Below are 7536 nucleotides of genomic sequence, written 5' to 3'. Positions count from 1 at the left end.
AACGCTGAGACGCGTCGCACCGGCCGCTCTTCCGCATCCCCTTTTCGGAGAGGATCGGATCGGAGTGACTGGAGAATTTCGGTCGAAGCCGGAAGATGGAAACCGCTAAGTCGCTGTTTTCTCTTCCGTTTCTGCCGCCAGCGCCGCGCTTCGTTCAGCGCCCCGCCGTCGGTGGAGCGGTTTATAGGCGCCCTCCCCCAAACCGCGCAAGCGCTTTTTTGCTTTTCGATGAAAATTTCCTGACGGTTCGTTTTTCACCAGAGCCTGCACTGGATTCAGTGTAAGGGAACGACCCACCAACCGCGGCGTGGCCGGCACCGTCCGCGCACGCCAATCGATAGTATAACCCAGCGGGATCATGGTGTTCCCGTCGGGCTCACCCCCTGCGGTCTTGTGTCGGTTGACAGGGTCGGATTGGTCCAGCATCGTCCGATCTATAGGCTTAACACCTTTGGTGACGGCCATCGCCGACAGCCTGCTGAGCAGCCCCAGGGGTTACAGGAGGAGGACGACGGTGCGTTCGAGGCTCTCCCGCCTTCCCACGCTCGCCTTGCTTGCCATCATCACGGCCGGTGCGCTGACGCCTGCGACTGTCGTCGCGCGCAACGCCGATGCGCCGAATGGCCGGGCTCCCCATGCCTATAAGCCGGCAGTGAAGCCGAACACCGGTGCGGAGAGCGCCGCGGAGGCCAAGGACGATGCAGGGGATGACGGTCCAGCCACCGGACCGGTCGACCGGCGCACCCTGTCCATCGGCCGCGGGGATACGCTGATGGATCTGCTGGCAACCGCCAACGTCCCAACCAACGATGCGCACGATGCCGTCGCCGCCCTGCGCGAGGTCTATAACCCGCGCCGTCTGCAGGTTGGCCAGCATGTGACCGTCCTGTTCGAACCGCGCCGCGGCGGTGCCCGCAAGTTCGTCGGGTTCGAGTTCGCCCCCGATCCGCTGCGGTCGGTATCGATTGCGCGCAAGGGTGATGCCGGCTTCACCTCCAGCCAGACCGAGAAGCCGGTGACCCGCAAGCCGGTGGCGGCGCAGGGTGTCATCCGCTCCAGCCTGTTCGAGGCGGGCGCGCAGGCCGGAGTTCCGATCTCGGTCATGATGGCCTTCATCCAGAACTTCTCCTACGACGTCGATTTCCAGCGCGACCTGCAGCCAGGCGACCGTTTCGAGATCCTGTATGAGAAGCTGGTCACCACCGAGGGCACCCAGGCCGGCGAGGGCGAACTGCTGTACGCTTCGCTGACGCTGAGCGGCGACGACATGCCGATCTACCGCTTCAAGACCCGCGACGGACGTATCGACTATTACAATGGCGACGGCGAGAGCATCCGCCGCGCCCTGCTGCGCACGCCCATCGACGGCGCCCGCATCACGTCGGGCTTCGGCATGCGGCACCACCCGATCCTGGGCTTCAGCAAGATGCACAAGGGGGTGGATTTCGGAGCGCCGAACGGAACGCCGATCTATGCCGCCGGCCGCGGCACCATCGAGATCGCGGAACGCAGCAGCTCCTACGGCAACTATGTCCGTATCCGCCACAACACCGAGATCTCCACCGCTTACGCCCATATGAGCCGCTTCGCCAAATCGATCAGCCGCGGCGCGCGAGTCGATCAGGGCGACATCATCGGCTATGTCGGCACCACCGGCCGCTCCACCGGACCGCACCTGCATTACGAGGTGCTGAAGGCCGGGCATCAGGTGAACCCGCGCTCCGTCGATCTGCCGACCGGCGAGAAGCTGGACGGGCGGGAACTTCAGGCCTTCCAGCAGGCCCGGCGGTCGATCGAGAAAATGTTCGAGGACAGCCGCAGCGGCATGCAGCTTGCCCGGACCCCGGCCCCGGCATCGGCCGAAGAGAAGGGCTGCAACAAGGCCAGCAGTTGCTGACCTGCCGATGAACCGCGTACCGGCGGCAAGGATCGCCGGTGCGCCTATTCCTTGTTCATCATGTTGCGGATGGCGCCGACGAACTGGCGGGCGGTGTCCTCATTCTCCAGCATCTTCTGCAACCTGTCACGGATGATCATCGCCTTCGGCCGCTGCTGCATGGCGCGTTCGATGGCGACGTCGGCTTCGCCGGGCTTCAGGGGTTCGAGGTCTGACATGGCAGATATCCCATGCGGAAGAAATGGCCCGTGCGGAAGAGCTGTTGTGTCGGCACGCAGGTAAGGATAGCCGGAACCGCTGCGGTCATCATCAGGCAAAGCAGATCAACGATACACCATGTCAGCGATACTGGCCGACGGTCTCCACCGCCTCGCCGCCGGTGCCGAGCTTGAACTCCGTGACGCCGGGGGCGATGTCCGGGTTGATGCCGCCGAGGTCGAGAGCGCGGACGCCGCGCTGCTTGAGCTCCTGCATCGCCTTCCACAGCACCAGCCGCGTGGCGCCGTTCTTGCGCCCCGCCTCGCTGGCCCAGCTGATCTGACTGGTGGCGCAGGCGCCATGACGGAAGAACAGCCAGCAGGCAGCCGGCGTGCTGCCGTCCAGCGCCGTGATCATCAACGCCCCGTCGTTGCGGCCGCCGCCTTTGACCATGGCGTTGCGCAGACGGACCGCCAGCGGCCCGGTCATGGCGCGGAACCCCTTCTCGCGCGCCTGGTCATGCTCCCGCTTCATCAGCCAGGGCAGGTTGTCGGCCTTCCAGTCGACGTCGAGGACGAGGCCGGCCTTTTCGGCCCCGCGCAGGCGCTTGCGCCAGTCACGGGCAAGGCCGGCATGCATCGCCTCCTCGCTCCGCGTCAGGTCCAGCCAGACGGTCCGATAGCCGGGGCCGACCTTGCGGAAGCCACAGCGGGCGAGCAGCGCCTCGTTCTCCGCTCCGGCCGGAAGTTCGGGCAGCAGGTTGGCGCGGCTGAGCGGATTGCCCGGGCAGGCGCGGCGCAACAGGCAGAACACCGCCTCCAGCGTGTCGGCATCGGGAATCGTGCCGTCCAGCCACAACGGTCCGCGGTAGCATTGCCGGTCGTGGAACAGCTTCAGCATGCGGCGGTCGAGCGTCTGGACGAGGCCGATCGGCTCGCCGTCACGGCCGATCACGCCCAGGCGTGGCACATGGCCATAGGTGCGGCCCATGGCGCGGCCATAGGCGAAGCTCTGCAACAGGGTGGAACGGGGAACGCGGGCGAACAGCGCATCCCAATCGCCGACGGTGCCCTCGTTCCAGGCGATGTCGATGTCCGGCATCGGCGTCTTCCGAAGGATCAGGCCGGCGGCAGGGCGGAGGTCGCCTCTTCCACCTGGGCGAAGGTCGGGCGGTATTCCGGTTCCAGCACGTTGCGGGCGTATTCCACAGAAATGGCGGGTGCGTAGCCGGACAAATGCGCGATCAGGCCGGTCTTCATCGCCTGATAGTACTTGCCCTCGGCGTGATAGACGTTCTTGAGGCCGCTGGCGATGGGTGCGAGGAAGCCGTAGGCGACCAGAATGCCGGTGAAGGTGCCGACCAGCGCGCCGCCGATCAGTTTGCCCAGCACCTCGGGCGGCTCGGTGATCGAGCCCATGGTGTGAATCACGCCCAGCACCGCCGCCACGATGCCAAGCGCCGGCACGGCGTCGGCCACCGCCTGGATGGCATCGGCGATGCGCTGGTGTTCGTGGTGCATCGTCTCGATATCCTCGTCCATCAGGTCGACCAGCTCATGCGGATTGTCGGCGCCAAGCGACATCAGGCGGAGATAGGTACAGAGGAAGGCGATGGCGTGATGGTCGCCGTAGAATTTCGGGAACTGCTGGAAGAGCGGCGAGTCTTCTGGCTTTTCGATGTGCTGTTCAAGCGCCAGCAGACCCTTGGTCTTCGCGATCTTGAAGACCTGATACATCATGGTGAGGACCTCCAGGAAGTCCTCCTTCTTGTATTTCGGGCCTTTGAACAGGTGGCCCAGCTCCTTGCCGGTGTGGGTGACCACCGATTTCGGATTGGCGATGAAGAAGGCGCCGGCACCGGAACCCAGGATGATCATGAACTCGAACGGCATCCACAGCACGCCCATGTGGCCACCGCCGAGGATGTAGCCACCGAACACACTGAAGATCACGATGCCGAAGCCGATCATCACGAACATTCGGTCTCTCCCCTCCCCATACCGACCACGGGCCGCAAGATGCTCCCGGCGGACAGATGGCCGGACATCGGTTGAGTTTCCGTGAATCACCCGAACGGCCTACCGCCTTCGCGACAGGCCGCGCGATCCTACCGATGCAGGAGTGCCCTGTCACGAAAGGACTGAGGAGTAAGGGTTTTCAACGGGTGCAGGGAGGAGGGACGGTGAACGGGTCGCTGGGCTCCGTACCCGGGAGGGCAAATGCACAGTCGGAGCACGACGGAAACGCACAGGATGGTCACAGCCCAAGCAGGGCGGGCCGACAGCGCAACACCCCAGCGACCGGGTGGACCGGTCAGCCGGGGCGCTCGAAAAGCACAGAACGTTATCGAAGCGGAATGTTCATCTGGACGCTGACGCCCGGCTGGGGCTGCGGGGCATAGATGACCGGGGGCGGTGCGTAGGACGGCGCATAGATGACGCGCGGCGGAGGGGCCGGCACCACGACCACCGGCGGCGGCGCGCCATAGATGACGACCGGACGGTCGTCATGGTGATGCTTCTTGTGGTGGCCCCAGCCATGGCCGCGGCCATGTTCGCCCGGGTCGGCAAGCGAGGGCGCAGACAGCGCGGCACCGAGCAGCAACATCGTTCCGGCGACACCGGCGGCCTTCGCCGCGACACGGGCAGCCCGGCGCATCGCCGTTCGCGGCATCTGGAGATCCTGCATGGCGGCTCCGGCGTTCATCGACCTGTTCTCCTGGAATGGGCTTGCATCGGCAACGGGAAGCGCGGACGCCGGGCGGCCGGCCACATACCCATTTCGATGGGATAAACGCTTATGCTCAGGCTGAGGCTCGACCGGGTGGGACATTTTTGGGCGCTGTGCGGTGGACGGGGTTGGGTGAAGGGACAGCAGCGGCGGATTGCCGTGCATCCTTACTCATGAAGCTGTTGATCGACGGCCGTCGCCGCTACCCGTCCGAAGGGGTTAGACCGGATGACGCGCGCAGTCGGATGGCGCCGTCATGATCCGATGGGCACCGGGGCTCGTATCAGGCATCGTATGAGTAAGGATGACCTCATCCCAATTGCCACCCCACCCACCGAGCCGCGCCGATGACCGTCCGAGCCAGACTTCGCACCGTCGCCATGGCGGCAGTCCTTTCCATGATGGGAGGCGCCAGCGCCATGGCCGCAGGCAGCGCTTACGATTTCACCTTCCAGAGCATCGACGGCAAGCCACTGCCGCTGTCGCAGTTCAAGGGCAAGGCGATCCTGGTGGTCAACACCGCCTCGCAATGCGGCTTCACCCCGCAATACAAGGGGCTGGAGGCGCTGTGGCAGCGTTACCGCGACCGCGGTCTGGTGGTGGTCGGCGTGCCGTCCGATGACTTCGGCGGGCAGGAGCCGGGTAACGCCAACCAGATCAAGGATTTCTGCGAGGTCAACTACAGCATCGACTTCCCGATGGCAGACAAGACGGTGGTGTCGGGCGACAGCGCCCACCCCTTCTACCGCTGGGCGGGGGACGAGCTGGGCTTCCTCGCCAAGCCGCGCTGGAACTTCCACAAATATCTGGTGGGGCCGGACGGCAAGCTGGTGTCCTGGTTCTCCACCATGACCGACCCCGAGTCGGACAAGGTGCGCGAGGCAATCGAGACGCTGCTGCCGGAAAAGGCGCCGAAGTCGTAGCGGCGCCGTTGCCCCTGCCCTACTCCACCGCCTGCCGCAGCGCCGCGGCCCCCGCCCAGGGGGCGAGCGGCAGGGCGGCGGCGAGGATGCCGGCAAGCAGCAGCAGGTGCGGACGCGGGGTCAGCCCGTTGATCGCCGCGTCGATAGCGCCGGCGCCGAAGATCAGCACGGGAATGTAGAGCGGCAGGATCAGCAGCGACAGCAGCACGCCGCCCCGTCGCGCCCCCAGCGTCAGCGCCGCCCCGATGGCGCCGATCAGGCTGAGGATCGGCGTGCCCAGCGTCAGGGTCAGCACCAGCACGCCGAACCCCTGCGCATCCATGTTCAGCAGGACGGCCAGCAGCGGAGCGGCGACGATCAGCGGCACGCCGGTGACCAGCCAATGGGCCAGGGTCTTCGCCAGCACCGCAGCCTCCAGCGGCAGGGGGGACAGCGACAGAAGCTCCAGCGAGCCGTCCTCGTAATCGGTCTGGAACAGACGCTCCAGCGACAGCAGCGAGGCGAGCAGCGCCGCCACCCAGATCACGCCGGCGGCGATGCGGGCCAGGATGTTCGGCTCCGGACCGACGCCAAAGGGGAACAGCACCACGCACAGCACGAAGAACATGACGGCGATGGTGGCGTCCGATCCCTGGCGCAACGCCAGCCGCAGGTCACGCGCGACAAGGCGCAGGAAACGGCTCATGGCCCGGCCCCTTCTTCCTCATACTCGTCGCCCACATCCTCATCGCCGGCCTCTTCGTCGGCGTAGGGGGCGAACTCGTCCAGATGCAGTTCCTCGCCGCCGGGGGTGGCGATGTCGGTGTGGGTGGACAGCACCACCATGCCGCCCTGCGCCCGATGTTCGGCGATCAACCCCTCGAACAGGGCGATGGCGGCGCGGTCGAGCGCCACGGTCGGTTCGTCCAGCAGCCACAGGGTCGCCGGTGCGGCCAGAAGCCGCGCCAAGTTCAGCCGGCGCTTCTGACCGGCCGACAGGTAGCGGCCCGGCACCCCGGCGATGTGCGGCACCCCAAGCCGGTCGAGTGCGGCCCGCGCGTTGGCGGCAGGATCGGCGGCCCCGGCCAGCGCCGCCCAGAAGGCAAGGTTCTCCGCCGCCGTCAGCACCGGCTTCACCGCGTCGAGATGGCCGACATACTGCACCTGCGCCCGGTGGGCATCCGGGTCGTCGGCGACCGACACCCCGTCCCAGCCCAGCGTGCCGCGCAGCGGCTTCAGCAGTCCGGCCATCACCCGCAGCAGGCTGGACTTGCCGCTGCCGTTGGGACCGAGCAGAACCAGCGCGCCGCCGGGGGCGATGCGGAACTCCAACCCCGTGAAGACCAGCCGGTCGCCACGCAGGCAGGTCAGTTCTGATCCGGCAAAGACGGGCATGGTGACAGGTCGCGCTTCCGGTTGAGGGAGGCGCTGCTATAGCACAAGGCGGCGGGAAAGCCGGAGCGAGAATGCGGTCGCCCCAGCGGTCAACCGACGCAGCGGTTCAATGGACGCGGGACAAAAGAAAAGGCCACCGCGAGGGGGTTCTCGCGATGGCCTTGCGTCCGGCCGGGTCCGGCCGGTCGATACCTTGTGGAACGGCTTCGTTCGTCGGCGCGATGGCGCTAGGGGGAACGCCGATGCGCGCGACCTCTGGGGCCGGTTGCTTGGGTTATCGTATAAGGGAAGAAAGTGGCAAAATTTGGATGGAGTTCAAGGAAACGGATGCTACCCGATGCCGCACCACGGTCTCCGCAGCGCTGCGCTCCCATGCAGGCGCCGCAGCGCCGGGTACCGGGATTGTCACGGCTA

Annotated in this window: 8 protein-coding genes; 2 read left to right on the top strand and 6 right to left on the bottom strand. The window is 66.3% G+C overall.

What is annotated here, in order from left to right; all coding sequences use genetic code 11:
* Positions 1–514: 514 nt before the first annotated feature.
* Complete coding sequence (locus ABNQ40_RS30585; RefSeq protein ID WP_109051193.1) at positions 515–1897, top strand: peptidoglycan DD-metalloendopeptidase family protein; 1383 nt, start codon at positions 515–517, stop codon at positions 1895–1897.
* A 44-nt stretch (positions 1898–1941) separates the two neighbouring features.
* Here the strand turns inward: ABNQ40_RS30585 and ABNQ40_RS30580 are convergent, their stop codons facing one another.
* From ABNQ40_RS30580 to ABNQ40_RS30565, 4 genes are all read right to left on the bottom strand, one after another.
* Positions 1942–2115, bottom strand: coding sequence for a hypothetical protein (locus ABNQ40_RS30580; protein WP_158285610.1), 174 nt, complete (start codon positions 2113–2115; stop codon positions 1942–1944).
* Between the two features lie 121 nt (positions 2116–2236).
* A complete protein-coding gene (locus tag ABNQ40_RS30575) occupies positions 2237–3196 on the bottom strand; it encodes a GNAT family N-acetyltransferase (RefSeq protein WP_109051192.1) in 960 nt (319 codons plus the stop codon).
* A 17-nt stretch (positions 3197–3213) separates the two neighbouring features.
* A complete protein-coding gene (gene motA / locus ABNQ40_RS30570) occupies positions 3214–4074 on the bottom strand; it encodes a flagellar motor stator protein MotA (RefSeq protein ID WP_098740974.1) in 861 nt (286 codons plus the stop codon).
* A 364-nt stretch (positions 4075–4438) separates the two neighbouring features.
* The gene (locus tag ABNQ40_RS30565) at positions 4439–4801 is read right to left on the bottom strand and encodes a hypothetical protein (protein ID WP_247879958.1); all 363 of its coding nucleotides are present in this window, start codon (positions 4799–4801) and stop codon (positions 4439–4441) included.
* A 371-nt stretch (positions 4802–5172) separates the two neighbouring features.
* On the opposite strand from ABNQ40_RS30565, the gene ABNQ40_RS30560 reads away from it, so the two are divergent.
* Complete coding sequence (locus tag ABNQ40_RS30560) at positions 5173–5748, top strand: glutathione peroxidase (RefSeq protein ID WP_109051191.1); 576 nt, start codon at positions 5173–5175, stop codon at positions 5746–5748.
* A gap of 19 nt (positions 5749–5767) precedes the next feature.
* Here ABNQ40_RS30560 and ccmB read toward each other — a convergent pair whose 3' ends face one another.
* A complete protein-coding gene (ccmB, locus tag ABNQ40_RS30555; RefSeq protein WP_098740972.1) occupies positions 5768–6433 on the bottom strand; it encodes a heme exporter protein CcmB in 666 nt (221 codons plus the stop codon).
* Entirely contained in the window at positions 6430–7122 is a 693-nt protein-coding gene (ccmA, locus tag ABNQ40_RS30550) for a heme ABC exporter ATP-binding protein CcmA (RefSeq protein WP_109051190.1), read from the bottom strand. The genes ccmB and ccmA overlap by 4 nt, the downstream gene beginning before the upstream one ends.
* Positions 7123–7536: the final 414 nt, after the last annotated feature.

This window comes from Azospirillum sp. A23 (assembly GCF_042938965.1).
GTDB classification, from domain to species: Bacteria; Pseudomonadota; Alphaproteobacteria; order Azospirillales; family Azospirillaceae; genus Azospirillum; species Azospirillum melinis.
This window is presented reverse-complemented; position numbering and strand designations above follow the sequence as displayed.

Excerpts from the sequence above, each read along its gene's own strand:
- motA (WP_098740974.1), bottom strand. The coding sequence starts at position 4,074 with ATGTTCGTGATGATCGGCTTCGGCATCGTGATCTTCAGTGTGTTCGGT.
- ccmB (WP_098740972.1), bottom strand. The coding sequence starts at position 6,433 with ATGAGCCGTTTCCTGCGCCTTGTCGCGCGTGACCTGCGGCTGGCGTTG.
- ABNQ40_RS30575 (WP_109051192.1), bottom strand. The coding sequence starts at position 3,196 with ATGCCGGACATCGACATCGCCTGGAACGAGGGCACCGTCGGCGATTGG.
- ABNQ40_RS30560 (WP_109051191.1), top strand. The coding sequence starts at position 5,173 with ATGACCGTCCGAGCCAGACTTCGCACCGTCGCCATGGCGGCAGTCCTT.
- ccmA (WP_109051190.1), bottom strand. The coding sequence starts at position 7,122 with ATGCCCGTCTTTGCCGGATCAGAACTGACCTGCCTGCGTGGCGACCGG.
- ABNQ40_RS30565 (WP_247879958.1), bottom strand. The coding sequence starts at position 4,801 with ATGAACGCCGGAGCCGCCATGCAGGATCTCCAGATGCCGCGAACGGCG.
- ABNQ40_RS30580 (WP_158285610.1), bottom strand. The coding sequence starts at position 2,115 with ATGTCAGACCTCGAACCCCTGAAGCCCGGCGAAGCCGACGTCGCCATC.